Genomic DNA, 25966 nt, shown 5'->3' on the forward strand with positions numbered 1-25966 from the left:
TCATCCAGGTGGTGACGGCCACTCCGGGGCGACCTTCCAGGCGCATCCCATGTCCGTTCCCCGCGCGGCGGTTATGGTTTCCCGGTGAGCAACGAACCCGAGCAGACGACCGAGCCCGCACACCGCGGTGCCGCGACGCCGCGCCACGGGCGCCAGAAGCGACGCGCAGGCGTCGTGTTCCCGGCGGTCGCGGGGGTGCTCACCATGGCCCTCCTGCTGAGCGGCGGGTACGCGGCATTCGCCTACAACCGCCTCCAGAGCGGGGTCACGCGCATCGACGCGATCGCCGGCACGAAGAACGCGAAGGACGACGTCGACGGCAAGGCGCAGAACATCCTGCTCGTCGGCGACGACCACCGCCCGGACAACGCGACGCCCGAACAGCTCGCCGAACTCAGCACCGAAGAGGACGGCGGTGCCACGAACACCGACACGATGATCGTGCTGCACATCAACGCCGACGGCAGCCAGGCGACGATGATCTCGTTCCCCCGCGACTCGTACGTCGACATCCCGGACGTCGGCAAGGGCAAGCTCAACAGTGCCTTCTACTACGGCACGCTCAACGGCGGTGGGGACACCGGCGGTGCGAAGATGCTCATCAAGACCATCGAGAACCTGAGCGGCCTGCAGATCGACCACTACGTCCGCGTCTCGCTGCTCGGCTTCTACCAGGTGGTCAAGGAACTCGGGCCGGTGCAGGTCTGCCTGAAGCAGGCCACCAACGACCCGTACTCGGGCGTCGACCTGCCCGCGGGCAAGTCCTCGCTCAACGCCAAGGAGGCGCTGTCCTTCGTCCGACAGCGCCACGGCCTGCCGAACGGTGACCTCGACCGCAACGTGCGGCAGCAGTACTTCCTGTCGCAGGAGGCCCGGAAGGTCCTGTCGGCGGGGACGCTGCTCAACCCGGTGAAGATGAACAACATCCTCGGCGCCATCGGCGACTCGATCCAGACCGACACCGACCTGGTGTCCCTGGCCTCGCAGATGCGCAACCTGCGGCCGGGCAACATCCAGTCCGCCACGATCCCGACGCTGGGCACGCCGACCATCTACGTGAACGGCTCCGCCCTGTCGATCGTCGAGGTCGACACCGTCGGCCTGCCCGCCTTCGTGCAGGGCCTGGTCGGCGAGCCCGAGGCGTACACGAAGGCCGGCCGTGCGCAGCCGGCGAACACCTCGGTCACCGTGCTGAACGGCAGCGGGGTCGAGGGCGCCGCGACGGCTGCGGGCCAGGTCCTGACCGCCCGGGGGTTCCAGGTCGCCCCGGCCGGCTCGTCCGCGACGACCAAGACGACCCAGGTGCAGTACCCCGCCGGCCGGGAGTCGCAGGCGAAGGCCATCGCCTCCGCGGTGCCCGGCGCCGTCGCCGTCCGCACCAGCGCGGTCACCGGTGTCACGCTCGTGCTCGGCACCGACGGCAAGACCGCGAAGCCGATCGCGACCGAGCCGAGTGCCGGAGCCTCGACGCCGTCGACCGGCGGTTCGAGCACCGGCTCGAAGCCGACGAAGCAGCCCGCGAAGGAGCCGACGCCCAAGTCGACCGACGTGCACAACTACGGCAACGACAGCACCTGCATCTACTGATGGGAACCCGCCGGGCGACCGGTCGGTAGGTTCACGGTGTGACCAGCGCCCCACGCCCGATCGTCCTGATGACCTACAACATCAAGAACCCGGACCCCGCGCACGACTGGCCGGCCCGCCTGCCGGTCGTGCTCGACCTGATCCGCCGGCACGACCCCGACCTGCTCTGCGTGCAGGAGGCCTTCGCGCACCAGATGGACGACCTGCGTGCCGGCTTGCCGGACCACGCCGACGTCGGGCAGGGGCGCGAGGGCGGTGACGCCGGCGAGCACGCGGCCGTCTTCTACCGCCGCGATCGGTTCCGCCCGTCCGACGAGGGGTCGTTCTGGCTGTCGGACACCCCGGACGAGCCCGTCTCGAACACGTGGGGCAGCCTGTACCCGCGGATCGCGAACCACGCCCGGTTCCTCGACGCCGAGGGGACCGCGTTCACCCTGCTCACCACGCACCTGGACCACGAGCCCGGTCCGCACGGTGACGAGGTCCGCGGCCGGAGTGCCGCGCTCATCGCCGAACGGCTGGCGGGCACCACCGGCCCGGTCGTGTTCGCGGGGGACTGCAACGAACCCGCGGGCAGCGGGACGGCCTCACGGGTGTTCGCCGAGGCCGGGTTCGCCGACGCCTGGCTCGCCGCGGGGGACCCCGCCGACCGCACCGCCACGTACAACGACTGGCAGCCACCCGTCGATTCGGGCGAGCGGATCGACTGGGTGCTCACCCGTGGCGTCGGTGCGGTGGACCGCGTCGTCATCGACCACGACGGCCCAGAGACCTGGTTCGCCAGCGACCACTTCCCGGTGATCGCGACACTGCGGGTCTGAAGTCCCGGACAGGCCAGGAGCTGTCAGCAGCCGCGCGCTCTGCTCGCTGTCAGCAGCTCCGCGCTCTGCTTGCTGTCAGCAGCTGCGCTGCGCGTGGACGGGCATCGGTGAACCGAGCACCGTGACCGTCGTCTCGTTCGTCAGGGCGGAGACCCCGTTGGTGCCGGCCTTGTTGGATTGCTTGCTCGACTCGTCGTCGTCCTCGTCGTCCTCGTCGTGCCGGTTGGCCCACCCCTCGCGGAGCAGGAGCTGCCAGGCACGCGAGTCGTCCGAGCCGTAGGACACCCGCTCCGAGCGGGAGGCATCGGCGATCTCGTCCGCGATGTCGTCGCCCACCCGGACACCACCCGGGCCGGTCAGCTCGATCTGTCGGCCGAGCACGCTGCGGACCGAGTCGCGCAGCACCCGGATCTCGACGGCGTTGCCAGCCGCCGCGTCGGTCGTCAGGGCTGCGACGCGGATGGCGCCGCCCCAGGTGTAGGTGGTGCCCGCGGGGAAGCACGCCCCACCGTCGCCCTCGGCGGTCTGCGTGCGGGACGGTGTGCCGAGCAGACGGTTCAGGACGCTCACGGTCAGACCCGAATCGCGCATGGAGGACTCCACCACGGTGTCGTCGCCGTTCCGGAGCACGAGTGCCTCGGCGTCGAGCTCGATCGAGTCGACCCGTCGGAGTTCCGCCTTCGTCACGTGCACCGGAGCGGCGTCGTGCGAGGTCTCGGCAGCCACGGCCACGTCTGCCCCGAGCCCGGCGGTGCCGTCGAACGCGAGCGCACCGGCCGAGAAGGCCAGTACGGCGGCGCCGAGCGCCAGCAGGGTCCGAGGAGTCACCGTTCGACGGTAGGGCCTCGATCGGAACAGAACGACAGGTGTTACCGAATCGGAGCCTGCCCGTCACCGGACCGTGACAAACGAGGATCACGCAGCTGCGGCCCTGGACCGGTGCGATCGACGGGCGCAGGCCGCTCCGCGCAACGGGGGACAGCCTCCTGGACGGCCCGCAGCGACCCCCTGCGTACCGTCGGCCGCATGACGGACCAGCAGAACGACCAGACCGGGCCTGACCAGTACGTGATGCAGGACCCCACGAAGATGTACGCCGACAAGAAGCCCGACGAGCAGTACCTCGAGGGTGCCGGCACCGACGCGGAGATGGCGCAGAACGTCCCCGCCGACCACGGTGAGGACACCTACCGCGGCTCGGGTCGTCTGACCGGCCGCAAGGCGCTCGTCACCGGTGGCGACTCCGGCATCGGTGCCGCCGTCGCCATCGCCTACGCCCGCGAGGGTGCGGACGTCGCGATCTCGTACCTGCCCGAGGAGCAGGAGGACGCCGACCGCATCGTCGGGCTCATCGAGGCCGCCGGACGCAAGGCCGTCGCGCTGCCGGGCGACATCACCTCGCTCGAGGTCTGCGAGCAGCTCGTGGCCGACGCGGTCGAGCAGCTCGGGGGCCTCGACATCCTGGTGAACAACGCCGGCAAGCAGCAGAACGTCGACGACATCACGAAGATCTCCGACGAGGAGTTCGACGAGACCTTCAAGACGAATGCCTACGCGACGTTCCGGATCACGAAGGCCGCCGTGCCGCACCTGCAGCCCGGCTCCACGATCATCAACACGACGTCGATCCAGGCGTACGCCCCCTCGCCGCACCTGGTGCACTACGCGGCCACGAAGGCGACCGTGAACAACATGGCGAAGGGCCTGGCCGCGCAGCTCGCGCCGAAGGGGATCCGCGTCAACGCGGTCGCCCCGGGCCCGATCTGGACGCCGCTGCAGCCGGCCGGCGGTCAGCCGCCGGAGGCGCTGCCGAGCGCGGGCGAGCAGACCTACCTGGGCCGCTGGGGCCAGCCGGCCGAGCTCGCGCCGGCCTACGTGTTCCTGGCGAGCGGTGAGTCGTCGTACGTCGTGGGCGAGACGCTGCACGTCGACGGTGGGATGCCGACGCCGTAGGGCACCCGTTCCTGACGGGGCTCCGACGGGAGGCGCGGTGCCGGTGGGTACCGCGCCTCCCGTCGTCCGTGTGGTCCGGCCCACGGCGCCTGGTCGCGTCAGCAGCTGACGGAGCGCGCCATCCGCTCGAGGAGCTCGCGCGCCGACAGTGCGGCGGCCAGCTCGACCTCGACGGGGTTGATGCCGATCGCGTGCTCGAACGCGCGACGGCGGGCCTGGTCGGCGATCGGCACCTCGGGGCGCTGGGGCAGCACGGCGATGGCCCGAGCCGCCGCCTCGAACGCACCGGCGGGCCGTCCGAGTTGCTCCCACATGGCCCGGACGTCGTGCGCCACCTGGTCGGGGTCGCCGCCGAACTCGAAGCCGGTCGAGGCCATGGTCGCGAGGCCCTGGGCAGTGGGGTCGTTCGGGGTCATGTCCGCATGGTCGCACGGACCGCCGCGAACCGGCTCGACGTCGTGGTCTGTCCCCCCTTGTGCCGACACCCGTACCGGGGATTCTGGTGTCCCCCGTTCTGCGTTTGGATGGAGGTACCCCGGACCCGGGGTGACACGGACAGGACGTCCGGGGACGACGGAGGGCACGATGCTCGAACACACCAGCGCCGACACGCAGGCCGCTGCGGCCGCCGCGGCCACGCTGCACCTGCGGATCACGATCGTGGGTGCCACCGTCGACCTGCTCCGGGACGTCCCCTTCCACGAGGCCCGGCCCGTGCAGGTCGCCGAGCGGATGGGCATCAGCGTCGCCGAGCTGGAGCAGCACTTCCCGTCGTGGGACGGCCTGGTCCTCGCCGCACTGGACCGCTGGAACGGTGCCCGGATGGACGAGGTCACGCACGAGGTCGGTGACGGCTCGACCGTGGACCTGCTCCGGGCCATCGTCGCCTCGAACGCCGATGACCCGGCCCTGATGCGCCTGCTCGTCGCCCTGCTGTCCGTCGCAGGCAACCCGGCGCACCCGATGGCGACCTACCTGCGGTCGCGGTACCAGCTCTTCTTCGCGCAGATCAAGCGCGGCCTGGAGCACGACGTCGCGATCGGCCGTGCCCCGCACACGATGGACCCCCGCCGCGGCGCCGAGCAGCTCATCGCACTGTACGAGGGGCTGCAGCTGCAGGCCCTGCTGCGCGCGGAGCTCGACCTGGTGGCCGCGTTCGACCGCGCGGTCGCCCGGCTCGAGCGCGGCTGGATGGAGCGGTACGAGCCGCAGGCCGCCCGCCGCCTGGCGATGTGGGACGACGACGACTCGGGCAGCTGGGAGATCTGACCGGCGGTTCATCCGCGGAGCGCGTTCCCCGCGCCGTCGTGCAGCGCCCCGCGGGTACTCCGGGAGGCGCAACCTGACGGAAGGAACCGACATGGCAGCACCGAACCCCATCCAGGTCCAGAAGTACCTGAGCGGCATCGACTACCCGGCGTCCAAGGACGACGTGGTCTCGACGGCCGAGCAGGAGGGCGCCCCGGACGACGTCCTCGAGGCGCTCCGTGCGATCCCGGACGGCGAGTACGACGCCCCGACCGCGGTGTCGAGCGCGGTGTCCGACGCCGGCTGAGCGCGGCCGGCCCACTCGGTGAGCAGAAGAGGTCGGGTGCGTGCATCGCACCCGACCTCTCCTGCTCACGAAGCGCGCCTTACGGAGCGGTGCCGGCCGAGCAGCTCACGAAGCGCCGCTCGAGCGCGACCCGCGCGGCACCGACCCGTCGCCGGGGTCGTACCCGGTGTCACGGATGACCCGCAGCGCCGTGGTGTCGTTGTGGACCGAGTGCACGACGACCCGACGCGTCCGGCGGAGCGCTCGACGGGCACCGGGCGTCGCGAAGAGCCCACCGAGCACCAGGCCCGCGCCGATCCCGAGGGCCACGGACACCGCCGCCACGAAGTCGAGCGCGGCGCTCGACGACCCGGACATGAAGTTCAGCAGGGCGTTCGACACGGCGACACCGGGCAGCAGCGCCCCGCAGAACGCCGGCACCGCGATCGCCGCCACGGCCGTGCGCATCCGGACGGCCGCGTAGGTCGAGAGCACCCCGAGCAGCACCGCCGCCAGGAACGTCGCCCCGAGGAGCGGCAGCCCGGCCTGCCGCAGGGCCCACAGCGCGGCACCGGCGGCGACCGAGAACACCACGGCGACCGGGATCACCCGGGCGCTCGCCTGCTGCACGAAGCAGTTCGCGCCCGCCGACACCACGGTCAGCGACAGCGACGCCCAGAGCGGCAGGGTCTGCGTCACGATGCCGGACGGGTCGACCTCGATCCGCAGCCAGTGCGTCATCGCGATCCCGGCCGGCACCCCGACCACGATCGCTGCGATGACCAGCCCGATGTAGAACGCCCGGGCCACGGCCATCGCCCGGAACCCCGAGATGGCGTCCTGCGCCCAGGTCACCAGGGACGGGTGCGGCAGCAGGAGCACCACGAGCGCCGCCACCATCGTCGCGGCGCCGTTCGCGGTGAGCACGCCGGCCCAGATGGCCAGCGTGCCGATCGCCGACGCCACCGCGCCCTGCGCCCCGGACACGAAGAACTGCGGGTACCCCCGGTCGGTCAGCCAGCGTCCGGAGACGATGATCCCGAGCATCAGCACGAACGCCCCGAGTCCGGCCCGCCACCCGCCTCCGGCCTGCACGGCGATCGAGATGCCGAGGATCGACAGGCCGACGTCGGACAGCCACACGGGCCACCGTGGCGGGAGTCGCAGCACGGCGACCAGGGCGTTCACCGCCGAGGTCATGTCGCGGTCGTCGTGGATCAGGTCGTCGACGATCTGGTTCGCCCGCGCGAGCTTGTCGAGGTCGGAGCCGTCCGACCGCACGGTGCGGACCTTGACGAGCGGCGGGACGTCGGCCGGGGCGTACTGGATCGTCACCGAGCTGCCGGAGAAGTCCAGGTCGAGCGGTGCGAGGTTCCACTTCGTCGAGACCGCGACGACGGCCGTCTCGACGCTGCGGGTGTCGGCACCGGAGGCGAGCATGACCTCCGCCAGGTCGAGGCAGAAGTCGACGATCTGGGTCGCCGTGTACTGGTCACGCCCCTTGGCGTCGGGCTCGACGTGCTCGTAGATCGTCCCGCGCAGCCGGGCTCGTGCGTCGCGCAGGTCGTGCTGCGCGAGGCTGCGGCGTCGTGGCCGGGGTGGGCGGCCCGGCTTGTGCGGGCCCGGGGGGTGCTGCTCGGCCATCACGCCATGGTGCCAGTCGACGGCGGCCGAGTCCGGACGTCCGCTGGACGCCTTCGGATCAGCCCCGGCGGCGCGTGCTCAGACGACCGAGGGCGAAGGCCGCGACGACCGCGCCCACCAGCACGAGGACCGGTCCCGCGGTCAGCTGCCACGGTCGGCCATTGGCGACGAACGCGTAGTCGGACAGCGGGGCGTACGCGAACCACCCGAAGGACGACGGCGGAGTCGTCAGCACGAACACGATCCCGACGACGACGGCCAGCAGGCCGAGCCAGAGGGCGACGAGGGTCGGGGTGGCGAGGAATCGGGGCACGGCACCCAGCGTAGGTGGGCGACGGACTGGAGGCCCGTGGCGGGGTCGCCACAGGCCTCCAGTCCGTCAGATGGTGACGGTTCCTGCGTGTTCCGCGCCTACTGCTCGAAGGTCGCGTGCAGCGTGATCTCGACGCCGGCCAGCGCCTTGCTGACGGGGCAGGTCGCCTTGGCGTCCTCGGCGGCCTTGAGGAAGGCCGCCTCGTCGATGCCGGAGACCTCGCCGCTGACGGTCAGGACGATGCCGGTGAGGCGGAAGCCGCCGGCCGGGTCCGGGCCGAGCGAGACGTCGGCCTTGACGTCGAGGGCCTCGACCGTGCCGCCGGCCTCGCCGAGGACCGCGGAGAACTGCATGGCGTAGCAGGCCGAGTGGGCGGCGGCGATGAGCTCCTCGGGGCTCGTGGTGCCGCCGGCGTCCTCGGCGGTGCGCTTCGGGAACGAGACGTCGTACGTGCCGACCTTCGAGCTCGAGAGTTCGACCTGGCCGGAACCGTCCTCGAGGCCGCCGTTCCAGGCGGTGCGTGCGGTGCGAGTGGGCATGCCCGCTCCTTTCGTGTGGGGGAGCGGCCCCGAACGGGACCACCTCTCCTGAGTCAATCGGAGAACGATCGTTCTCGCAACCGGCTCACGGCGAAGACGCAGGGTTCCGGTTCGGTGCTGTTCGAGCGACACGTGTTGTGCAGAACAACAGGTGTACGATTGATCACCGGATCGTTCGATCCGCCGCGACGCCGCACCCCTCCTGACGCCCGACGGATCCCCGTCGACCCGTCGCCCCTCAACAAGGAGAACCCCATGCGCGCCGTCGTGTTCGAGCAGTACCAGACCTTCCCGTCCCTGACCGAGGTCCCGAAGCCCGCACCCGGGCCCGGTGAGGTCCTGCTCAAGGTCGCCGGCGCCGGTGCCTGCCACTCCGACGTCGCCGTGTACCGCGAGTTCCAGCAGGGGCAGCCGGGAGCCCAGGCCCCCGCGTTCGTGCTCGGCCACGAGAACTCCGGCTGGGTCGAGGCCGTCGGTGACGGGGTCACCGGCTTCGCTGAGGGTGACGCCTACCTCGTCTACGGGCCGGTCGGCTGTGGGCACTGCTCGTACTGCTCGAAGGGGCAGGACACCTACTGCGAGAACGCCGCGACGAACCCGTACATGGGGATCGGCCTCGGGCGCGACGGCGGCATGGCGGAGTACGTGAGCGTCCCGGCGCGGAACCTCGTGCCGCTCGGTGACGCCGACCCGGTCGCCGCCGCACCGCTCAGCGACGCCGCGCTCACGCCGTACCACGCGATCAAGAACTCCCTGCCGAACCTGGCCGGTGGCGGTCGCTTCGCGCTCGTCGTCGGGCTCGGTGGCCTCGGGCAGATCGCCGTGCAGATCCTCACCGCGCTCACCGGCGCCACGGTCATCGCGACCGACATGAAGCAGGACGCGATGGACCGCGCCGCCGCCCGCGGCGCGATCACCGTCCCCGGCGGCCCGGACCAGGCCGAGCGCATCCGCGAGATCACCGGCGGACGCGGCGTGGACGCGGCCTTCGACTTCGTCGGTGCCACCCCCACCATCAAGGTCGCGCAGGCCTCGATGGCGGTCGGCGGGCGGTTCACCGTCGTCGGGATCGCGGGCGGCACCACCGAGTGGAACTTCTTCGCGACGCCGTACGAGTCGACGATCACCAACACGTACTGGGGCACGATCGAGGACCTGCACGAGGTCGTCGCGATGTACCGCGCCGGGCAGATCGTCCCCGACGTCGAGCGGTACGCGCTGTCCGACGCCCTCGAGGCGTACCGGAAGCTCGAGGCCGGGGAGCTCTCGGGCCGCGCGGTGGTCGTCCCGACGCTCTGAGGCGCGGGCGTACCTGGTCGAATCGGGCGTACCTGGTCGGGAGTTCTGACCAGGTATGCCCGATTCCACTTTCCAGTGCGGGTGTTCTGGGAAGGAACGGCGACGGGGCTCAGCGTCCCGCGGCGTAGCCCTGCGCGCCGCGGGAGTTCGCGGCTGCACCGAGGATCCCGGTGTCCGGGTCGCGGGTGACGCACGACAGTCGGCCCAGGCTCCAGTCACCGCCGCGGGTCACGACGTGTCCGCGGGCCTCGAGCGCCGCGATGACCTCGTCGCCCAGGCGGTCCTCGACGACCAGTCCGGCGGGCTCCCACGTGCGCGGCCAGAACGACCCCGGGAACGACGTGGTGTGCAGCGCGGGTGCGTCGATGGCCTGCTGCGGGGAGTAGCCGCCCACGATCCAGCGCAGCAGGAACAGCAGCTGCCACTGGTCCTGCTGGTCACCGCCGGGGGAACCGAGCGCGGCGACCGGATGCCCGTCGCGGAGCACCAGGGTCGGGGTCAGCGTGGTCCGGGGGCGCTCGCCGGGGCGCAGGGTCGAGGCCGTGCCCGGTTCGAGCCAGGTCATCTGCAGGCGGGTGCCGAGGCAGAACCCGAGCTCGGGGATCGTCGGTGACGACTGCAGCCACCCGCCGGACGGGGTCGCGCTGACGATGTTGCCCCAGCGGTCCACGACGTCGATGTGGCACGTGTCGCCGCGGGTCTCGCCGTCGGGGGTCACGAACGGCTCGCCGCGGTCCTCGAGCGGAGCGGCGGGCGGGACCTCGGTGTCGGCGTCGCGGGCGACCTGCACGGTCGGTTCGCCCACCCCGACCGACCCGGCGGAGTCGTACGAGGTGCGAACCGGCGGCAGCGCGTGCTCGACCCCGGCGATCGTGCCGGGTCGGAGCTCCGCCGAGGCCCGCTCGCCGATCAGCGCACGGCGTTCGTCGGCGTAGGCGTCGGAGAGCAGGACGTCCATCGGGACCTCACCGTCGCCGTAGAACGCCTCGCGGTCGGCGAGGGCGAGCTTCTGCGCCTCAACGATCGTGTGCGCGCCGAGCTCGGTCGACGGGTCGAGCAGGGCGTCGTCCAGCGGTTCGAGCAGCCGCAGCGTCTGGAGCAGCGCCGGACCCTGGCCCCACGGCCCGGTCTTGGCGACCGTGCGGCCGCGGAACTCGGCGGTCGTCGCGGGTTCGTACGACGCCCGGAACGCCGCCAGGTCGGACGCCCGGATGACCCCGGCGTGGTCGGTGCCCGACGCGTGCCGGTGCGGTTCGCGGACGAACCGGTCGATCGCCTCGGCGACGAACCCCTCCGCCCACTCGGACCGGGCCGCATCGATGCGGCCGGTCCGGCCGCCGGCACCGGCGCCGGCGTCAACCAGCCGGTCGAGCACTGCGGCGAGTGCCTCGTTGCGGACCCGGTCCCCGGGGACCGGCACCGCGCCTCCCGGCAGCCACTGCGTGGCGGAGGTGGGCCAGTGCTGCTCGAACAGGCCGCGCACGGCGGTGATCGTCCGGACCACCGCAGGTGCGACCGGGTGGCCGTCGCGGGCGTACCCGATCGCGGGGGCGAGGACGTCGGCCAGCTCCCAGGTGCCGTGGTCGCGGAGCAGGAGCAGCCAGGCGTCGACCGCGCCGGGAACGGTCGCGGCGAGCGCGCCGGAGCCGGGGACCAGGTCGAGGCCCTCGGCGCGGTAGCGCTCCGGTGTCGCGCCCTCGGGGGCGGGGCCTTGACCGACCAGCACCGTCGGCACGGGGTTCGCGGCCGTCGCGAAGACCGCGGTCAGGTCACCCCCGGGGCCGTTCAGGTGGGGCTCCACGACCTGCAGCACGAAGGCCCCGGCGACGGCGGCGTCGAACGCGTTGCCGCCGCGCTCGAGCACCGACTGGGCGGTCGCCGTCGCGATCCAGTGCGTCGAGGCCGCCATCCCGAACGTGCCCTGCAGGTCCGGACGGGTGGTCTGTGCTGCGGGCGGGACGAAGGCGGGGTTCGGCGTCGACATGGTCCCATCCTGTCCCGCGGCGATCGCTCCCGTGCTGTACACCCCCAGTCCAAGGGGTTGTGCGCCCCGCGCAGAAAAGCGAACATCGTTCGGCGACTCGTGCAGGGCGAGCGCCGAACGACCGCGCGCTCGCACGGTCGGTTCCAGGGCAGGGGATCCATGACCACCACTCCGTCGACCGTCGCACGTGCGCGCCGACTCCCACGCATCGCCGGCGCCGTGACGGCACTGGCCCTGGCGGCGGGGGCGCTCGTGGCGACAGCCGAACCGGCAGCGGCCTCTGCGGTCTGGGTCGGGTCGGCCCCGGCCGGCACCAAGATCCTGCCCGGCGACCAGGTCACGTCGCCGAACGGCCAGTTCAAGCTCATCATGCAGGGCGACGGCAACCTGGTCGAGTACGGCATCGGCAACCGTGTGCTGTGGGCGTCGAACACCGCCGGCAACTCCGGCGCGATCGCCGTGGTCGGCAAGAACCGCGCCCTCGACATCACGAAGAACGGCAAGCGTGTGGCCCGCTGGGCCTCGGCCGGCACCGTGAACTCGACCGCGCTGAAGGTGCGCGCCGACGGAACGATGGCGCTGCTCGCCGGCAAGACCGTCGTCGTGAGCTGGAACGGCTACCAGGACCGGGTCCCGTCGGGGAACACCATCCTGGGCGGCACCGTCCTGCGATCCGACACCTCGAACACGCGCATCCTCAACATGCGCACCGACGGCAACCTGGTGCAGAAGGTCAGCGGTCGCGTCGTCTGGCAGTCGCGCACCGGCGGACATCCGGGCGCCTGGGCCGAGCTGCAGGCCAAGGGCAACTTCGTCATCTGGACCCGTGACGCGTCGCGCAAGAAGGTCGCGCTCTGGAGCTCCCGCACCAGCACCGCCGGGTCGGGCAACCTGCTCGTCCAGGTCGACGGCAACGTCGTGCTCTACGGCGCGAAGGACACCCGCGTCTGGTCGAGCCGACCGGTCACCGGCCTGGCCTGGCCCGTCAACGGCACGAAGATCACCGGCCGGTACGGCGACGACCGCGGCGCCGGGCACGTCCCGCGCTACCACCAGGGCACCGATGCCCCGGTGCCGGTGGGGACGGCCGTGTACGGCTCCGGGACCGGGACGGTCACCAAGACCATCGCGAACGACGCGGCCTACGGCAACTACATCGTCGTGACGTACGGCATGACGTCGGTGCTGGTCGCGCACCTCAGCAAGATCGAGGTGAAGCAGGGGCAGATCGTGAAGCTCGGCACCGAGATCGCGAAGTCCGGCAACACCGGGCAGTCGACGGGGCCGCACGTGCACGTCGAGACGCGGCGGAACGGCACCCTCGTCGACCCGCTGAAGAACATGCACTTCCGCTGAGGCGGGGCGGGGCGGGGCGTCGCGGGCGTTCGTCGTTCGCTTCGTGAGCAGAAATGGTCGGGTCGCCTTCGGGCACCCGACCTTTTCTGCACTCCAAGTGCTGGCCACCTCGCACGGTGCGAGGGCGACGGTATCCCGGCTTGTCTATGTCGCTTGCCTTGATCGATCAAGGGCAGTAGACATAGGCTGTGAAGCGTCAAGCCGTGCTCAAGCGCATCAAGATCGCGGCACGAGCGGCCGGCCTCGAGTACCGCGAAGTGGAACTCACGAACCACACCGGCATCGTCGTCGGGTCGACCCGGAGCACCGTCGGACGGCACTCCGAGATCGCCGACGGCACCGCTCGGGCGTTCTTCAAGCAGTTCGAGCAGGAGCTCGGGAAGGGGTGGTGGCGATGACCTACACGTCACGTGCGCATCGCGAAGGCAACTGGTGGATCGTGCAGAACGACCAGTTCCCCGGCGCGATCTCGCAGGTCCGTCGGCTCGACCTCGCTGCCGATGCCCAGCGTGAAGCGATCGCCTTCGTCGCCGACGTCGATCAGGACGACGTCACCGTGGTCATCCGTGCCGAGCTCGAACCAGCCCTGGCGCGCTCGCTCGAAGAGGCCACCGCGCTGCGCGCCGAGGCCGAGGTGAAGGAGGCCCGCGCGCTCTCGCTCCGCAGGGCGATCGCTGTCTCACTGAAGGACGACGGCCTGACCCTGCGGGACATCGCGGTCGTCCTCGGCGTCTCGTACCAGCGGGTGCACCAGCTCGTGCACGAGGGTGAGCCAGCGCTGACCGTCTCCTGACTCCTCGCTCGCTTCTGATGTTCTGCATCTAGTACGTTGGCGGAGGCCCCGCGAACGGGGGAGGGACATTCAGTCGATTGGTGACGGGTCGTCAACTAGCGTTGCAAACGACCACAGGGGAGAAACGATGGAGTTCGAAGAGCGTCTTGCTGCGCTGGCGACGAAGGTGCAGAACCAGCGCGAGGCCATACAGACCGAAGAAGCGACGAAGAACGCGTTCGTCATGCCGTTCATCTCGACGATCCTCGGGTACGACGTGTTCAACCCGCTGGAGGTCGTGCCCGAGTTCACGGCGGACGTGGGCGTGAAGCGCGGCGAGAAGGTCGACTACGCGATCATGCGCGACGGCGAGGTGCAGATCCTCATCGAGTGCAAGAAGTCGACTGAGCCGCTGAAGATCGAGCACGCGTCGCAGCTGTTCCGGTACTTCTCCGTCACGAACGCCCGCATCGCGGTGCTCACGAACGGTGAGGTCTACAACTTCTACACGGACCTCGATGCGCCGAACAAGATGGACGACCGTCCTTTCCTCGTCCTCGATCTCGCCGACATCGACGAGACGTTGCTGCCGGAGCTCAGCAAGCTGACCAAGGACGTCTTCGACCTGGACTCGGTCATCAGTGCCGCCGAGGAGCTGAAGTACGTCGGGTCCATCAAGCGAGCCATCGCTGCGCAGTTCCGTGAGCCGGAAGAGGACTTCGTACGCCTCTTCACCACGCGCGTCTACGACGGTCGCTTCACCCAGGAGGCCCGTACCCAGTTCACGACGCTGGTCGCGAAAGCGTCGAAGCAGTTCCTGAACGAGCAGGTCAACGATCGGCTCAAGACGGCGCTCGGCGCTTCGTACAGCGCCCCGGTCGGAGCCGAGGCCCCGTCCGAAGCGATGACGAGCGCGGCGGTGGCCGAGGACGACCTCGACCGCGACACCGAGATCGAGACCACGCTCGAGGAACTCGAGGGCTACCAGATCGTCAAGGCGATCGCCTGCAGCGAGGTCAAGCCGGACCGCATCGCCCACCGCGACCAGAAGTCGTACTTCGCCGTCCTGCTCGACGACAACAACCGCAAGCCCATCGCGCGCCTGTGGTTCAACGGCAAGAAGCAGAAGTACCTCGGGCTGTTCGACGAGAACAAGATTGAGACGAAGCACCCGATCGAGAACCTCGACGACATCTACCTGCACGCTGCAGCGATTCGGGAAGCTACTCAGCGATTCGCGAGCTGACGGTCGCTTCGTGAGCAGAAATGGTCGGTTCGCCTTCGGGCACCCGACCTTTTCTGCTCACCGAGCGCGGGTGACCACGCACCGTGCGAGGGGCACCGGTCCGCGGATAGCCTGGGCGAGATGAGGAAGCGCGGCGGAACGGTGCTCGTGTTGGTGGCGATCGGGGTCCTGGCGGGCGTCCTGTCCGGGCTGTTCGGTGTCGGCGGTGGGGTCATCGTGGTGCCGGCGCTCATGGCCTTCGCACAGATGGACCAGCGTCGGGCCTCGGCCACCTCGCTCGTGGCGATCGCCCCCGCGGCGGTCGTCGGCGCGGTCACCTACGGCGTGCAGGGCGAGGTGCACTGGCTCGCGGCCCTGACCCTGGCGGTCGGCAGCGTCATCGGCGCCCCGATCGGTGCCCGGCTGCTCCGTGCCCTGCCGCTCCGCGTGCTGCCGTGGATCTTCGTCGGGTTCATCGCCGTCGTGCTGGTGTCGCTGTTCGCCACGGTGCCGACCCGCGGTGGCGAGGTGCACTTCGGGGTCGTCGAGGCGATCGTCCTGCTGCTGCTCGGGCTGCTGTCGGGGGTGCTGTCCGGCCTCGTCGGTGTCGGCGGCGGGGTCGTCATCGTGCCGGGGCTCGAGGTCGTGCTCGGCGCCGGCGACCTGCTGGCGAAGGGCACGTCGCTGCTCACGATGGTGCCGACGTCGGTGTCCGGGACGGTCGCGAACCTGCGGCGTCGCGCGGTCGACCTGCAGGTCGGCCTGACGGTCGGCATCACCGCCGCGGTGTGCTCGCCGGGTGGTGCCGTGCTGGCGCGCCTGTTCGACCCGCAGGTGGGCACCTGGTTGTTCGCGGCGTTCCTGGTGGTCGTCGCGGTCATCGTGCTCAGCCGCGGGCGTCGGAGGGCACCCCAGAACGACGCGAGCGACGGTGAGGTCGCGTGAGGGGCCTCCCGGCAGGGCGCGACGCGGAAGCCGTGCTGGCGGCGTTCGCCCGCACCACCGGCGACGTCGCCGCGGCCCGCAGGGTCGCGCGGCAGTTCCACGACCTCGACGAGGGCGAACGTTCGGCGCTGCTCTGGAGCGAGGACGACGGCGCGAAGCTCGTCGCCGTCCTGCTGCTCGTGCAGGCGATGCGGGCACACCCGGACCCGGAGCTCACCGACGAGTACCTGTCCGCGGCGAAGGCCGAGCGGTTCGAGGAGCCGGTGCTCGTGGACCTGGCGGCCGAGGAACTCGTCGGCGCCCCCTTGCTGGGCGCTTCGACCGGCCCACTGTTCGCGCTGGCGAAGTCCGACGTCGCGATGGTCCGCCGGATCGCGGTCGTGGCGACCCTGGCGTTCGTGAAGCAGGGCGACGCCGAGGTGCCGCTCGGGATCGCCGGCCGTCTGGTTCGGGAGCGCAGCGAGACGGTGCAGTCGGCGCTCGGGTTGGTCCTGCGCGAGACGGGGAAGCGGGCCTCCGAGGCGGCGCTCGTGGCGTTCCTCGAGCAGAGCGGCCGCTTCCTCAGCCCGGCGGCCCGCCGGACGGCGACCGAACACCTGCCGCCGGGGGAGCGCGACCGCCTGCGGGGCTGACCTCCGCACGCGCCACGGCGCCCCGCGACCGCTGTGAACCGACTGGGCAGTCCGCCGTACCGACCATATGGTCGGTTAGGGTCGGTGGGTGCAACCAATCCAGACCAGCACCACCCCGACCCACCGCGCCTCCGTCCGCGAATGGGCGTCCCTCGGCGTCCTCACCCTGGCCGTGGTGCTCCTGGCGATCGACGGCACCGTGCTGGCCCTGGCGGTGCCGTCCCTGACCGCCGACCTCGACCCGACCGCGACCCAGGTGCTCTGGATCGGCGACGTCTACTCGTTCGCCCTCGCCGGACTGCTCGTCACGATGGGCAACGTCGCCGACCGGATCGGCCGGAAGCGCCTGCTGCTCCTCGGCTCCGTCGCGTTCGGGCTGGCATCGGCCACCGCGGCCTTCGCCTCGAGCCCGGAGCTGCTCATCGCCGCACGGGCACTCCTCGGCGTCGCCGGTGCCACCCTGATGCCCTCGACGCTGTCGCTGGTGCGGACGATCTTCCGCGACCCGCGGCAGCGCACCACCGCCATCGCGGTGTGGTCCGCCGGCGCGACCGGTGGTGCCGCGGCCGGACCACTCGTCGGCGGGGCGCTGCTGGAGCACTTCTGGTGGGGGTCGGTGTTCCTCATCAACATCCCCGTCATCGCGGTGATCGTCGTCGCCGGGGCGTTCCTGCTGCCGGAGTCCCGCGGCGGCGCCCGGACCCCGATCGACCTGCTCTCCGCGGTGCTCTCGGTGCTCGCGATCGTGCCGCTGGTGTACGCCGTGAAGCACGTCGCCGGGCACGGGTTCGACTGGACGGTGCCGGCGACCGCGTTGCTCGGGCTCGCGTCGGGCTGGTGGTTCGTCCGGCGGCAGAAGCGCCTGACCACGCCGCTCATCGACCTGCAGCTGTTCCGGATCCCGGCGTTCTCCGGTGCGGTGGTGGCGAACTCGCTGTCCGTCTTCGCGCTGAGCGGTCTGCTGTTCTTCTTCTCGCAGTACCTGCAGCTGGTGCGCGGGTTCACCCCGCTGCTCGCGGGGGCTGCGGAGCTGCCGGCCACCCTGGCGTCCATCGCGGTCATCGCCGTGATCGGCCTGCTCTCCCGTCGCGTCGGCCCCGGCCGGTCGATCGGCCTCGGGCTGGCGGTCGCCGCGGTCGGGATGGCCGGACTCGCCTTCGCCGAGGGGCTGCCGACGTACTGGGGCATCGCGATCGCGCTCGCCGTGGTCGGCCTCGGCGTCGGGGTGTCGATGACGCTGGCGACGGACGCGGTCGTCGCCGCGGCTCCGCGGGAGCGTGCGGGCGCCGCCTCGGCGATCTCGGAGACCGGGTACGAGCTCGGCGTCGCGCTCGGCATCGCGGTGCTCGGGTCGCTGCAGACCGCGTTCTACCGGTCGAACCTCGACCTGGTCGGTGACGGTCTGGGTTCGGGGGTCGCCGACCGGGTCCGGGAGTCGTTGGCGTCGGCGAGCCAGGTGCTGCAGCCGGGGTCGCCGGTGCTCGAGCACGCCCGTGAAGCGTTCACCGGCGGCATGCAGCTCGCCTCCGTCTGCGCCGCCGTGCTGCTCGCGGTCGCCGCCGTGGTCGCGCTCCGGGTCATCCCGAACCGGCAGGATGGACCACATGAGCACTGACCGCAGCACGGGCACGGGTGCCGGCTCGACGGCTGCCGGGCGCGTCGGCACCGACGGCTCCCGCGACCGCGAGCGCACACGCCAGGCCGTGCTGGAGTCCGCCCGCCGATTGCTCGCCGAGCGCGGCACCCGGGTGAGCGTCGCCGAGATCGCGACCGAAGCCGGCGTCTCGAAGAGCGGGCTGCTGCACCACTTCCCGTCGAAGGACGAACTCCTGCTCGCGGTCGTCGAGCACGGGCTGGCCGCGTTCACGGACGAGGTCATGCAGCACGTGGACCTCGCCGAGAACCGACCGGGCAAGGTCCTGCGTGCCTACGTCCGGACGCTCTGCGGCGGCAGCGAGCAGGCGATGGACCTGTTCGCGCCGTCGTCGCACTGGCCTGGTCTGATGGCAGTCCCGGGGATCGCCGCGACCGTCGCCGCCGACGCCGAACACTGGCGGACGCTGTTCGCGCGCGACGGCCTGCCCGAGGACCGCACGCTCGTGGTCCGGCACGCGGCCGAGGGCCTCGCGGCCGCGGTCGGCATGCCGCCCTACCTGGACGAGCGGGAGCTCGCGGTCGCGCGGGACGCGTTGCTCGCCCTGGCAGAACCCGCCTGAGGCGACGGCCGGGAGGCCTGGTGCGGGTCCGCCCGGCCGCCGGCCCCCGGCGCGCACCGGCCCCACCGCGGTGCCGGGTCCGACGCCTATGCTGCGGGCATGCACACCGAGGTGCCCCGGATCGACGCCGGACTCGTCGAACGACTCGTCGCGGAGCAGTTCCCCGACTGGGCGGACCTGCCCGTGCGCGAGGTCGACCACCAGGGTTGGGACAACCGCACCTACCGGCTCGGGGACGCCCTGTCGGTGCGGCTGCCGAGCGCGGCCGGCTACGTGCCCGCGGTCGAGAAGGAGCAGGACGTCCTGCCGTACCTCGCCCGGCGGCTGGACGTCGCGGTCCCGGAGCCCGTGGCGCTCGGGGAACCGGGCCAGGGGTACCCGTTCCCGTGGTCGGTGCGACGGTGGCTCGACGGGGTGCCGGCCGTGCAGGTCGACGACCTCGACCACGAGCGCTTCGCGGCCGAGGTCGGTGCCGTGCTCCGGCAGCTCCGGAGCGTCCCGGCGACGGGCGGCCCCACCGCCGGCGCGCACTCGTTCCACCGCGGGGAGCACCCGTCCGTGTACGACGCCGAGGTGCAGGCTGCGCTCGACACGCTCGGCGGCGGCGGCGGCGGCGGCAGCGGCAGCGGCGGCACCGGCGGTTCCATCGTCGACCGCGGCGCGTGCGAAGCGGTCTGGGCCGAGGCCCTCGCCAGCCGGTGGGACGGGCCAGCCGTCTGGTTCCACGGTGACATCGCCCCCGGCAACCTGCTGGTCGACGACACCGGGCGGCTCTGCGCGGTGATCGACTTCGGCACGTGCGGCGTGGGGGACCCGGCGTGCGACCTCGTGCTCGCGTGGACGATGCTGGACGGCCCGGCGCGACGGGTGTTCCGGCAGGCCGTCGACCTGGACGACGACACGTGGGCGCGCGCACGGGGATGGGCGCTGTGGAAGGCCCTCATCATGCTCGCCGGGAGTGCCGGACCGGGCGGTCGCGACGAGCACGAGCGGGTCCTCGCGGCCGTCCTCGCCTGAGGTCGGGACCGCCGCTGCCCACCCGCGCCGACGTGCGCGAGGGGGACGCGGGGCTGGGAGCGTCCACGGGGCGGGCGCGTACCGAGGAGGGGAACGCGAGTCGTGCCTCCAGGCCGGCTCGAAGCGACCACGAGAGGAACGCAACGTGCGCGCACTGACCTGGCAGGGCACCGAGAAGGTGTCCGTCGAGACCGTCCCCGACCCGACCATCCAGGAGCCGACCGACGCGATCGTGCGGATCACCTCCACGGCGATCTGTGGGTCCGACCTGCACCTGTACCGCGTGCTCGGCCCGTACATCGACCGCGGCGACGTCCTCGGCCACGAGCCGATGGGCATCGTGGAAGAGGTCGGATCCGGCGTCACGAACCTGAAGGTCGGCGACCGGGTCGTCATCCCCTTCAACATCTCCTGCGGCCACTGCTGGATGTGCCAGCACGGCCTGCAGTCGCAGTGCGAGACCACCCAGGTGACCGAGTACGGCACCGGTGCCTCGCTGTTCGGCTACACGAAGATGTACGGCCAGGTCCCCGGTGGCCAGGCGGAGTACCTGCGCGTGCCGCACGCCGACTACGGCCCCATCGTCGTGCCGGACGACGGCACCCCCGACGATCGCTGGCTGTTCCTGAGCGACATCCTGCCGACCGCGTGGCAGGCCGTGCAGTACGCCCAGGTGCCCGAGGGTGGCACGCTCGCCGTGCTCGGCCTCGGCCCGGTCGGCCAGTTCGCCGCCCGCATCGGCAAACACCTCGGCTACCGCGTGCTCGCCGTCGACCCCGAGCAGGTCCGCCGTGACCTGGGGGCGAAGCACGGCGCCGAGGTGTTCGACCTGACGAAGGACCTGGTGCCCGAGCTCGTCGACCTGACCGACGGCCGCGGCCCCGACGGGGTCGTCGACGCCGTCGGCATGGAGGCCCACGGCAACCCGATGGCGGGCTTCGCCCAGCGCGCCGCCGGCCTGCTGCCCGACAAGCTCGCGCAGAAGGCGATCGAGACCGCCGGTGTCGACCGCCTGGCGGCCGTGCACGCGGCGATCGACCTGGTCCGCCGTGGCGGCACCGTCTCGCTGAGCGGTGTCTACGGCGGTATGGCCGACCCGATGCCGATGATGACGCTGTTCGACAAGCAGATCACCATCCGCGAGGGCCAGTGCAACGTGAAGCGCTGGATCGACGACATCATGCCGCTCGTCTCCGACCCGTCGGACCCGCTCGGCACGCTCGACCTGACCACCCACCGCGTCTCGCTCGAGGATGCCCCGCACATGTACGAGGTCTTCCAGAAGAAGCAGGACGACTGCGTCAAGGTCGTGCTCGACCCCGCGATGGCCGCAGCCTGATGCGCATCGTCGTCGTCGGCGCGACCGGCAACGTGGGGACGGCGGTGCTCCGTCGGCTCGCGGCCGTGCGCGCCGACGGCGACGGCGACGGTGACGCAGGCCGTGAGGCCGCCGGCCGTGACGGCGCGGGCGTCCAGATCGTCGGCGTCGCCCGGCGCCTGCCGGACCTGCGCGCGGAGCCGTACGCCGCTGCCGTCTGGCACGCCGTCGACGTCGGTGCCGCGGACGCCGTGGACCAGCTCACGGCGGTGTTCCAGGGCGCCGACGCCGTCATCCACCTGGCGTGGGCGCTCCAGCCGACGCACGACATCCCCGCGCAGCACCGCACGAACGTGACCGGCACGGCGAACGTCCTGGCGGCCGTCGCGCGCGCCGAGGTGCCCCAGGTCGTCGTCGCGTCGTCGGTCGGTGCCTACCGCGGAGTGGACGTCGACGGCAAGCACACCCCCGTGGACGAGAGCTGGCCCGCCGACGGCATCCCGACGGCGACGTACTCGATCCACAAGGCCGCCAACGAGGTGGCGATGGACGCGTTCGAGGCCGACCACCCCTCCGTGACCGTCACCCGGCTGCGCCCGGGACTGATCTTCCAGCGGGACGCCGCGGCCGAGATCCGCGGGCTGTTCCTCGGGCACCTCGTGCCGATGTCGATCGTGCGGTGGATCCGCTGGCTCGTGCTGCCGTTGCCGTACCCGTTCGTGTTCCAGGCCGTGCACGCCGACGACGTCGCCGACGCCTACTGGCGCGCGGTCGACCGACGGGCAGCGGGGGCGTTCAACATCGCCGCGTCGCCCGTGCTCAACCCGCCGCGACTGGCTCGGGCCTTCGGCATGCTCGGTGCCGTCCGGATCCCGCTGCGGCTGCTGCGCGGGATCGTGACGGTGACGTGGCGGCTGCGGTTGCAGCCGACGGACGCCGGGTGGATCGACATCGCGGCCGGCGTGCCGATCATGCGGACCGACCGTGCCCGGTCGGTGCTCGGATGGGAGGCCCGACACACCTCCGAAGAAGCGTTGCGTGCACTCGTGGCTGGGTTCGCGGACGGTGCGAACGTTCCGGGGTCCGGGCCGCTGCGCGGCTGAGCGGGCTGGGGGTGGCCGGGGTCGGTGGGGCTCGCGCTGGCTGATGGGGCTCGCGCTGCCTGGTCGAATCGGGCGTACCGGGTGATTTCGGGCGTACCGGGGCGAAAGTTCTGACCAGGTACGCCCGTTTCCGCATTCCATCGCGGGCGTTCTGGGAAGGAACGCCCGCTCGTGTTCCCCGTCTCGCGCTACGCTTCGCTCGTCGTTGTGAGAAGGGGGAGCGCGATGGTGCTCAGTTGGTCCGCGTTCAGTGAGCTCGAGGGTCCGGGGGAGTCGGGGATGCCCGACCTGTTCAACGGCTGGTTCGGCATCGCGTTCGGGGTCGTCGCCGCGTTGGCGATCCTCACGACCCTGACGATCGTCATCCTGGCGCTCTACCGCGGCAAGCGGATGGCCGACCGTGGTCAGAACCCGCTCACCATGCAGGAGGACATCGCGTACCAGGCGATGCAGAGCCGCACGTTCGCACCGGACAAGCCGCTCGAACAGCGGCTCGCCGAACTCGACGACCTGCACGCCCGCGGCGTGATCTCCGACGAGGAGCACCGCAGCGCCCGAGCCGAAGCGCTGCGCGGACGATGATCGCCTCCGAAGAAGTGCACAACCCCCTGATCCCGCCGGTCTACGACCTCGTCTGGACCCTGCTCATGGCGCTCGTCGTCATCGCGGTCATCGTCGCCGTGTGCATCGCGGTCGTCCGCAGCCGGCGCCCGCACGGTGCCCGTCGGAGCTCGCCGGAGCAGCGGCTCCTCGAACTCGACGAGCTGCACGCGCGCGGTGTCATCACCGACGACGAGCGCCGAGCCGCGCGGGCCGAGGCTCTGCGCGGTTAGCCTGGGCGGGTGCTGCTGCCGACGGACCTGCTCGGGGAGTGGGACCTCCACCGCACCGTGCGCGACCACCGCGCCGGTGCCACGGGGATCGTCACCGGGACCACCACCCTGACCCGGGTCGGTGACGACGAGGTGCGCTGGGACGAGTCGGGCGTGATGACCTTCGACGGTCGGACGACCCCGGTGTCACGGAGCCTCGTCCTGCGGCGGACGAGTACCGGCGTGGCGCACCGCGCCGACGGCGGCTGGACCGTGCACTTCTCCGACGGTCGGGTGTTCCACGACTGGGTCTGGGGCACGAGCGTCACCCACGCCTGCGCCCCGGACGACTACACGGGTGCATTCGACGGCGACGAAGACCGCTGGACGGTGCGGTGGGAAGCGCGGGGTCCGGCGAAGGACTACCGGCTGGACAGCGTCCTCACCCGACCCCGGTCGTGACCCGCGGGGTCGGCGGTCACCGCCAGACTGGGGGCATGGCACGCTCCTCCGGCACCGACGCCCCGCGCATCACCCTGACCGAACCGACGAACCTCGAGGACTGGGCGCCAGCACCCGGTGACGTCCTGACGGGTGACCGCATCGAGGGCAAGCGCATCGACGTCCTCGACCTGGCCGGCGAGCGACTGCCCGACCTGGAGATCGAGGAGTGCGTCATCGACACGTTCCGGGCTGACGACGCGGACTTCCGCGGGCTCCGGGTCCGTGACTCGATCATCGACTCGCTCGACGCCCCGATCCTGCGGGCATCGAGCAGCACGTGGCGCGAGGTCCGGGTCTCCGGCGGGCGCGTCGGCTCGGCGGAGCTGTACGACTCCGGGCTGAGCGGCGTGGAATTCGTCGGCATGAAGTTCGGGTTCGTGAACCTGCGCGGCTCGACGATCACCGACGTGGTGTTCCGCGACTGCGTCATCGACGAGCTCGACATCGCCGACGCGAAGCTGCTGCGGGTGTCGTTCGACGGCAGCAGCATCCGCGCCGCCGAGGGGTCGAACACCCGCATCGACCACGTGGACCTGCGTGGAGCGGACCTCGATCGGGTCGAGCGGCTCGAGGGGTTCCGCGGGGCCACGATCGGTGCCGACCAGTTGTACACGCTCGCGCCGCTGTTGGCTGCACAGGCCGGCTACCGCGTCGACTGACCGAGCCCGGATTTCGCGCTCACCGACACTGCACGCCCGCCCGGCCCCGCGAACTGTCGCTCAGCGCGAAACATCGGCCGCGCCCGAGCCGGCACCCACCCCCGCCAGCGCCGCCGCCAGGTCGGCCTGCACCAGGTCGCCGTGCACCGCCGCGCCCGTCTGGGTGCCGGCAGCCGCCGACGCGATGACCGTCGCCATCGGGGCCGTCACGTTGCCGGCTGCGTAGACCCCGCGCACGGCGGTCTGCCCGGCGGCGTCCACGGTCAGCGCCGTCGCGAACCGGTGGTCGCCCATGAACTGGTCGGTCGCGGCGAGTCCGAGCCCGGACAGGAACCCTACCCGCGCCTCGGGCCGGCTCGCCGTGGCCAGGGCATCGAGCTCGACGAACGACCCGTCGCCGAGCCGGACCCCGGTCAGCCGGTCGCCGTCGGAGACCACGGCGGCGACCGGTCCCTGAACCACCGAGACACCGCGGGCGGCCAAACCGGCCAGGGCGGTGTCGTCCATCAGGGCCGGATCGGTCAGGAACGCGGTCACCCGATCGCTCAGCGCCCGGAACATGAGCGCGTGGTGTGCGCCGTTCGGCGTCGTGACCAGGACCCCGATCCGCTGGTCGCGGATCTCCCACCCGTGGCAGAACGGGCAGTGCACGACCCCGCGCCCCCACTGCTCGGCCAGGCCCGGGACCTCCGGCAGGACGTCCACGGCGCCGGAGGCGACGACCAGCCTGCGCGCCGTGACGACCGCGCCGGAGTCCAGCGTGACCGAGAAGCCGACCGGGTCGTGACCGTCACCGGTCGTGGCGGACGTGGCCACGGTCCTCCCCGCCGTGACCTGGACGCCGTAGGCGGCGACCTCGTCGCGACCGATGCGGATCAGCTCGGCGGGCGCGACGCCCTCGTGACCGAGGTAGTTGTGCGCGCCGGCCGCCGGGGCGTTGCGGGGCTCGCCGGAGTCGACGACGAGCACCGAGCGCCGCGAACGGCCGAGGATGAGGGCGGCGGAGAGGCCGGCGGCCGAGCCGCCGATGACGATGACGTCGAAGTGTGCAGGCATGTGCTGATCATGCGGCGGGTCGAGCGTGAACAGCAACGAAGTTTGCCGCTGTGGCAACATGGCCGCCATGGGACACGGCAGCCAGGACGCGACCGCCCCGCGCACGACGGCCGAGGTCGTCGACGGGGTCGGTCCCCGACTGCGCGCGTTGCGTGCCCACCGCGACGTCACGCTCGCCGCGCTGTCCGAGCAGACGGGGGTCTCGGTGAGCACCCTGTCGCGACTCGAGTCCGGGCAGCGGAAGCCCACGCTGGAACTGCTGCTGCCCCTCGCCCGGGCGTACCAGGTGCCCCTCGACGACCTGGTCGGCGCACCGCAGACCGGCGACCCGCGCGTGCACATGAAGCCCGAGGTGCACGGTGGCCGCGTCGTCGTGCCGCTGACGAAGCGGACCGGCGGGGTGCGCTCGTTCAAGCAGCTGTTCCCGCCGAACACCCCGGGTGGGGAGCCGTCGCTCAAGACGCACGAGGGCTACGAGTGGCTCTACGTGCTGTCCGGACGGCTCCGCCTCGTGCTGGGGGAGCACGACCTCGACCTCGGACCCGGTGAGGTCGCCGAGTTCGACACCCACACCCCGCACTGGATGGGGAACGTGACCGACTCCGTCACCGAGGTGCTGTGCCTGTACGGGCCGCAGGGCGAGCGGGCGCACGTGCGGTCCCGACCCGCCCGGTGAC

29 protein-coding genes are annotated in these 25966 nt (G+C 71.7%); 22 read left to right on the top strand and 7 right to left on the bottom strand.

Annotated features, from left to right (window positions below; translation table 11 throughout):
* The first annotated feature begins 84 nt into the window (after positions 1–84).
* Positions 85–1587, top strand: a complete 1503-nt coding sequence (locus tag DEJ20_RS01460) for an LCP family protein (protein ID WP_111236175.1) — start codon at positions 85–87, stop codon at positions 1585–1587.
* Positions 1588–1625: 38 nt separating this feature from the next.
* Complete coding sequence (locus DEJ20_RS01465; protein WP_111236174.1) at positions 1626–2408, top strand: endonuclease/exonuclease/phosphatase family protein; 783 nt, start codon at positions 1626–1628, stop codon at positions 2406–2408.
* A gap of 75 nt (positions 2409–2483) precedes the next feature.
* Here DEJ20_RS01465 and DEJ20_RS01470 read toward each other — a convergent pair whose 3' ends face one another.
* Positions 2484–3236, bottom strand: a complete 753-nt coding sequence (locus tag DEJ20_RS01470; RefSeq protein WP_111236173.1) for a hypothetical protein — start codon at positions 3234–3236, stop codon at positions 2484–2486.
* 198 nt (positions 3237–3434) lie between these two features.
* On the opposite strand from DEJ20_RS01470, the gene DEJ20_RS01475 reads away from it, so the two are divergent.
* Positions 3435–4361 (top strand): SDR family oxidoreductase, encoded by a 927-nt coding sequence (locus DEJ20_RS01475; RefSeq protein WP_110858602.1) that lies wholly within the window; start codon positions 3435–3437, stop codon positions 4359–4361.
* 98 nt (positions 4362–4459) lie between these two features.
* On the opposite strand, the gene DEJ20_RS01480 is transcribed toward DEJ20_RS01475, so the two are convergent.
* The gene (locus DEJ20_RS01480) at positions 4460–4777 is read right to left on the bottom strand and encodes a hypothetical protein (RefSeq protein WP_111236172.1); all 318 of its coding nucleotides are present in this window, start codon (positions 4775–4777) and stop codon (positions 4460–4462) included.
* Positions 4778–4946: 169 nt separating this feature from the next.
* Between DEJ20_RS01480 and DEJ20_RS01485 the strand changes: the two genes are divergently transcribed.
* Complete coding sequence (locus DEJ20_RS01485) at positions 4947–5630, top strand: TetR/AcrR family transcriptional regulator (RefSeq protein WP_111236171.1); 684 nt, start codon at positions 4947–4949, stop codon at positions 5628–5630.
* A gap of 91 nt (positions 5631–5721) precedes the next feature.
* Positions 5722–5916 (top strand): DUF2795 domain-containing protein, encoded by a 195-nt coding sequence (locus DEJ20_RS01490; protein WP_027467172.1) that lies wholly within the window; start codon positions 5722–5724, stop codon positions 5914–5916.
* 105 nt (positions 5917–6021) lie between these two features.
* Here the strand turns inward: DEJ20_RS01490 and DEJ20_RS01495 are convergent, their stop codons facing one another.
* The 3 genes from DEJ20_RS01495 to DEJ20_RS01505 all read right to left on the bottom strand — a co-directional run bounded on the left by DEJ20_RS01495 (position 6022) and on the right by DEJ20_RS01505 (position 8391).
* Positions 6022–7539, bottom strand: a complete 1518-nt coding sequence (locus DEJ20_RS01495) for a threonine/serine exporter family protein (RefSeq protein ID WP_111236170.1) — start codon at positions 7537–7539, stop codon at positions 6022–6024.
* A 58-nt stretch (positions 7540–7597) separates the two neighbouring features.
* The gene (locus DEJ20_RS01500; RefSeq protein ID WP_111047698.1) at positions 7598–7852 is read right to left on the bottom strand and encodes a hypothetical protein; all 255 of its coding nucleotides are present in this window, start codon (positions 7850–7852) and stop codon (positions 7598–7600) included.
* A 98-nt stretch (positions 7853–7950) separates the two neighbouring features.
* Positions 7951–8391, bottom strand: a complete 441-nt coding sequence (locus DEJ20_RS01505; RefSeq protein WP_111236169.1) for an OsmC family peroxiredoxin — start codon at positions 8389–8391, stop codon at positions 7951–7953.
* 255 nt (positions 8392–8646) lie between these two features.
* Between DEJ20_RS01505 and DEJ20_RS01510 the strand changes: the two genes are divergently transcribed.
* Positions 8647–9690 (top strand): NAD(P)-dependent alcohol dehydrogenase, encoded by a 1044-nt coding sequence (locus tag DEJ20_RS01510; RefSeq protein ID WP_111024593.1) that lies wholly within the window; start codon positions 8647–8649, stop codon positions 9688–9690.
* A gap of 109 nt (positions 9691–9799) precedes the next feature.
* On the opposite strand, the gene DEJ20_RS01515 is transcribed toward DEJ20_RS01510, so the two are convergent.
* Positions 9800–11674, bottom strand: coding sequence for a gamma-glutamyltransferase (locus DEJ20_RS01515; protein WP_111236168.1), 1875 nt, complete (start codon positions 11672–11674; stop codon positions 9800–9802).
* A gap of 159 nt (positions 11675–11833) precedes the next feature.
* Between DEJ20_RS01515 and DEJ20_RS01520 the strand changes: the two genes are divergently transcribed.
* From DEJ20_RS01520 to DEJ20_RS01590, 15 genes are all read left to right on the top strand, one after another.
* Entirely contained in the window at positions 11834–13030 is a 1197-nt protein-coding gene (locus DEJ20_RS01520; protein ID WP_111236167.1) for a peptidoglycan DD-metalloendopeptidase family protein, read from the top strand.
* Positions 13031–13218: 188 nt separating this feature from the next.
* A complete protein-coding gene (locus DEJ20_RS01525) occupies positions 13219–13428 on the top strand; it encodes a ribonuclease PH (protein WP_258377229.1) in 210 nt (69 codons plus the stop codon).
* A complete protein-coding gene (locus DEJ20_RS01530; protein ID WP_146245479.1) occupies positions 13425–13823 on the top strand; it encodes a hypothetical protein in 399 nt (132 codons plus the stop codon). Before DEJ20_RS01525 ends, DEJ20_RS01530 begins: the two co-directional genes overlap by 4 nt.
* A 127-nt stretch (positions 13824–13950) precedes the next feature.
* Positions 13951–15048, top strand: a complete 1098-nt coding sequence (locus DEJ20_RS01535) for a type I restriction endonuclease (RefSeq protein ID WP_111236165.1) — start codon at positions 13951–13953, stop codon at positions 15046–15048.
* Positions 15049–15168: 120 nt separating this feature from the next.
* Positions 15169–15972 carry a sulfite exporter TauE/SafE family protein gene (locus tag DEJ20_RS01540; RefSeq protein ID WP_111236164.1) on the top strand — a complete coding sequence of 268 codons (804 nt, stop codon included), beginning with the start codon at positions 15169–15171 and terminating at the stop codon, positions 15970–15972.
* Positions 15969–16604: a DNA alkylation repair protein gene (locus DEJ20_RS01545; protein ID WP_111236163.1), complete on the top strand. Its 636-nt coding sequence runs from the start codon at positions 15969–15971 to the stop codon at positions 16602–16604. Before DEJ20_RS01540 ends, DEJ20_RS01545 begins: the two co-directional genes overlap by 4 nt.
* Positions 16605–16692: 88 nt before the next feature.
* On the top strand, positions 16693–18219 hold the full coding sequence (locus tag DEJ20_RS01550) for an MFS transporter (RefSeq protein ID WP_258377228.1): 1527 nt from the start codon (positions 16693–16695) through the stop codon (positions 18217–18219).
* On the top strand, positions 18209–18820 hold the full coding sequence (locus DEJ20_RS01555) for a TetR/AcrR family transcriptional regulator (protein WP_111236162.1): 612 nt from the start codon (positions 18209–18211) through the stop codon (positions 18818–18820). Before DEJ20_RS01550 ends, DEJ20_RS01555 begins: the two co-directional genes overlap by 11 nt.
* A gap of 99 nt (positions 18821–18919) precedes the next feature.
* Complete coding sequence (locus DEJ20_RS01560; protein WP_111236161.1) at positions 18920–19837, top strand: aminoglycoside phosphotransferase family protein; 918 nt, start codon at positions 18920–18922, stop codon at positions 19835–19837.
* Between the two features lie 145 nt (positions 19838–19982).
* Positions 19983–21176: a zinc-dependent alcohol dehydrogenase gene (locus DEJ20_RS01565; RefSeq protein WP_111236160.1), complete on the top strand. Its 1194-nt coding sequence runs from the start codon at positions 19983–19985 to the stop codon at positions 21174–21176.
* On the top strand, positions 21176–22258 hold the full coding sequence (locus tag DEJ20_RS01570; RefSeq protein WP_111236159.1) for an NAD-dependent epimerase/dehydratase family protein: 1083 nt from the start codon (positions 21176–21178) through the stop codon (positions 22256–22258). The genes DEJ20_RS01565 and DEJ20_RS01570 overlap by 1 nt, the downstream gene beginning before the upstream one ends.
* Before the next feature lie 225 nt (positions 22259–22483).
* On the top strand, positions 22484–22840 hold the full coding sequence (locus tag DEJ20_RS01575; protein ID WP_111236158.1) for an SHOCT domain-containing protein: 357 nt from the start codon (positions 22484–22486) through the stop codon (positions 22838–22840).
* A 14-nt stretch (positions 22841–22854) separates the two neighbouring features.
* Positions 22855–23091, top strand: a complete 237-nt coding sequence (locus tag DEJ20_RS01580; protein WP_146237773.1) for a hypothetical protein — start codon at positions 22855–22857, stop codon at positions 23089–23091.
* Positions 23092–23100: 9 nt separating this feature from the next.
* Positions 23101–23532 carry a DUF6314 family protein gene (locus DEJ20_RS01585; protein ID WP_111236157.1) on the top strand — a complete coding sequence of 144 codons (432 nt, stop codon included), beginning with the start codon at positions 23101–23103 and terminating at the stop codon, positions 23530–23532.
* 35 nt (positions 23533–23567) lie between these two features.
* Complete coding sequence (locus DEJ20_RS01590; protein ID WP_111236156.1) at positions 23568–24233, top strand: pentapeptide repeat-containing protein; 666 nt, start codon at positions 23568–23570, stop codon at positions 24231–24233.
* A 60-nt stretch (positions 24234–24293) separates the two neighbouring features.
* Here DEJ20_RS01590 and DEJ20_RS01595 read toward each other — a convergent pair whose 3' ends face one another.
* Positions 24294–25289, bottom strand: a complete 996-nt coding sequence (locus DEJ20_RS01595) for an NAD(P)/FAD-dependent oxidoreductase (protein ID WP_111236155.1) — start codon at positions 25287–25289, stop codon at positions 24294–24296.
* A 58-nt stretch (positions 25290–25347) separates the two neighbouring features.
* Here DEJ20_RS01595 and DEJ20_RS01600 point away from each other — a divergent pair, with 58 nt between their 5' ends.
* Entirely contained in the window at positions 25348–25965 is a 618-nt protein-coding gene (locus tag DEJ20_RS01600) for a helix-turn-helix domain-containing protein (RefSeq protein WP_111236154.1), read from the top strand.
* The last annotated feature ends 1 nt before the right edge of the window (position 25966 follow it).

The organism is Curtobacterium sp. MCSS17_005, assembly GCF_003234225.2.
Taxonomy (GTDB): Bacteria; Actinomycetota; Actinomycetes; order Actinomycetales; family Microbacteriaceae; genus Curtobacterium; species Curtobacterium flaccumfaciens.

Excerpts from the sequence above, each read along its gene's own strand:
- DEJ20_RS01475 (WP_110858602.1), top strand. The coding sequence starts at position 3,435 with ATGACGGACCAGCAGAACGACCAGACCGGGCCTGACCAGTACGTGATG.
- DEJ20_RS01480 (WP_111236172.1), bottom strand. The coding sequence starts at position 4,777 with ATGACCCCGAACGACCCCACTGCCCAGGGCCTCGCGACCATGGCCTCG.
- DEJ20_RS01485 (WP_111236171.1), top strand. The coding sequence starts at position 4,947 with ATGCTCGAACACACCAGCGCCGACACGCAGGCCGCTGCGGCCGCCGCG.
- DEJ20_RS01490 (WP_027467172.1), top strand. The coding sequence starts at position 5,722 with ATGGCAGCACCGAACCCCATCCAGGTCCAGAAGTACCTGAGCGGCATC.
- DEJ20_RS01495 (WP_111236170.1), bottom strand. The coding sequence starts at position 7,539 with ATGGCCGAGCAGCACCCCCCGGGCCCGCACAAGCCGGGCCGCCCACCC.
- DEJ20_RS01505 (WP_111236169.1), bottom strand. The coding sequence starts at position 8,391 with ATGCCCACTCGCACCGCACGCACCGCCTGGAACGGCGGCCTCGAGGAC.
- DEJ20_RS01510 (WP_111024593.1), top strand. The coding sequence starts at position 8,647 with ATGCGCGCCGTCGTGTTCGAGCAGTACCAGACCTTCCCGTCCCTGACC.
- DEJ20_RS01515 (WP_111236168.1), bottom strand. The coding sequence starts at position 11,674 with ATGTCGACGCCGAACCCCGCCTTCGTCCCGCCCGCAGCACAGACCACC.
- DEJ20_RS01520 (WP_111236167.1), top strand. The coding sequence starts at position 11,834 with ATGACCACCACTCCGTCGACCGTCGCACGTGCGCGCCGACTCCCACGC.
- DEJ20_RS01530 (WP_146245479.1), top strand. The coding sequence starts at position 13,425 with ATGACCTACACGTCACGTGCGCATCGCGAAGGCAACTGGTGGATCGTG.
- DEJ20_RS01535 (WP_111236165.1), top strand. The coding sequence starts at position 13,951 with ATGGAGTTCGAAGAGCGTCTTGCTGCGCTGGCGACGAAGGTGCAGAAC.
- DEJ20_RS01540 (WP_111236164.1), top strand. The coding sequence starts at position 15,169 with ATGAGGAAGCGCGGCGGAACGGTGCTCGTGTTGGTGGCGATCGGGGTC.
- DEJ20_RS01555 (WP_111236162.1), top strand. The coding sequence starts at position 18,209 with ATGAGCACTGACCGCAGCACGGGCACGGGTGCCGGCTCGACGGCTGCC.
- DEJ20_RS01560 (WP_111236161.1), top strand. The coding sequence starts at position 18,920 with ATGCACACCGAGGTGCCCCGGATCGACGCCGGACTCGTCGAACGACTC.
- DEJ20_RS01570 (WP_111236159.1), top strand. The coding sequence starts at position 21,176 with ATGCGCATCGTCGTCGTCGGCGCGACCGGCAACGTGGGGACGGCGGTG.
- DEJ20_RS01575 (WP_111236158.1), top strand. The coding sequence starts at position 22,484 with ATGGTGCTCAGTTGGTCCGCGTTCAGTGAGCTCGAGGGTCCGGGGGAG.
- DEJ20_RS01590 (WP_111236156.1), top strand. The coding sequence starts at position 23,568 with ATGGCACGCTCCTCCGGCACCGACGCCCCGCGCATCACCCTGACCGAA.
- DEJ20_RS01595 (WP_111236155.1), bottom strand. The coding sequence starts at position 25,289 with ATGCCTGCACACTTCGACGTCATCGTCATCGGCGGCTCGGCCGCCGGC.
- DEJ20_RS01600 (WP_111236154.1), top strand. The coding sequence starts at position 25,348 with ATGGCCGCCATGGGACACGGCAGCCAGGACGCGACCGCCCCGCGCACG.